The sequence below is a fragment of the Haematobacter missouriensis genome, assembly GCF_000740775.1.
GTDB lineage: Bacteria > Pseudomonadota > Alphaproteobacteria > Rhodobacterales > Rhodobacteraceae > Haematobacter > Haematobacter missouriensis.
On the sequence record NZ_JFGS01000095.1, the window covers coordinates 1 to 996 of the forward strand.

Genomic DNA, 996 nt, shown 5'->3' on the forward strand with positions numbered 1-996 from the left:
CATGACGACGACGGTAGCGATCAATGGTTTTGGGCGGATTGGTCGGAACATATTGCGGGCGATTGTGGAGTCTGGTCGGAACGACGTCGAGATCGTGGCGATCAACGATCTTGGCCCGGTTGAGACGAACGCGCATCTGCTTCGGTTCGACAGCGTGCACGGCCGGTTTCCGGGCGAGGTTCGGGTGAAGGGCTCGACGATCGACGTGGGCCGGGGCCCGATCGAGGTGACGGCGCTGCGCAACCCTGCGGAACTGCCGTGGCAGGGGGTGGATGTCGCGCTGGAATGCACGGGGCTGTTCACCGACCGGGACAAGGCGGCGATCCATCTTGAGAACGGCTCGAAGCGGGTTCTGGTGTCGGCGCCGTCTTCGGGGGCGGACAAGACGATCGTTTTCGGGGTGAACGACAAGGTGCTGCGACCGGAGGATCTGGTGATCTCGAACGGCTCGTGCACGACGAACTGCCTGAGCCCGGTGGCGCAGGTGCTGAACGACGCGGTCGGCATCACGCGGGGGTTCATGACGACGATCCACAGCTATACGGGCGATCAGCCGACGCTGGATACGATGCACAAGGACCTTTACCGGGCGCGGGCCGCGGCGCTGTCGATGATCCCGACCTCGACGGGGGCGGCGAAGGCGGTGGGTCTTGTGCTGCCGGAGCTGAAGGGGAAGCTGGACGGGGTTGCGATCCGGGTTCCGACGCCGAACGTCTCGGTGGTGGACCTGGTGTTCGAGGCCGCGCGGGACACGACGGTCGAGGAGATCAACGCGGCGATCCGCAAGGCGGCGGAGGGGCGGCTGGCGGGGGTCCTCGGCTTCACGGAGGAGGCGAACGTCTCCTCCGACTTCAACCACGACCCCCGGTCCTCGGTCTTTCACATGGACCAGACCAAGGTGATGGAGGGGCGGCTGTGCCGCATCCTCTCCTGGTACGACAACGAATGGGGCTTCTCCAACCGAATGGCCGATACCGCAGCCGCCATCGGACGGCT

The 996-nt window shown here is 65.6% G+C and carries 1 protein-coding gene; it reads left to right on the forward strand.

Going from position 1 to position 996, the window contains the following annotated elements; genetic code table 11:
- Position 1 precedes the first annotated feature (1 nt).
- On the forward strand, positions 2-996 hold a 995-nt coding region (gene gap, locus CG51_RS18765; RefSeq protein ID WP_035747636.1), incomplete at its 3' end, for a type I glyceraldehyde-3-phosphate dehydrogenase.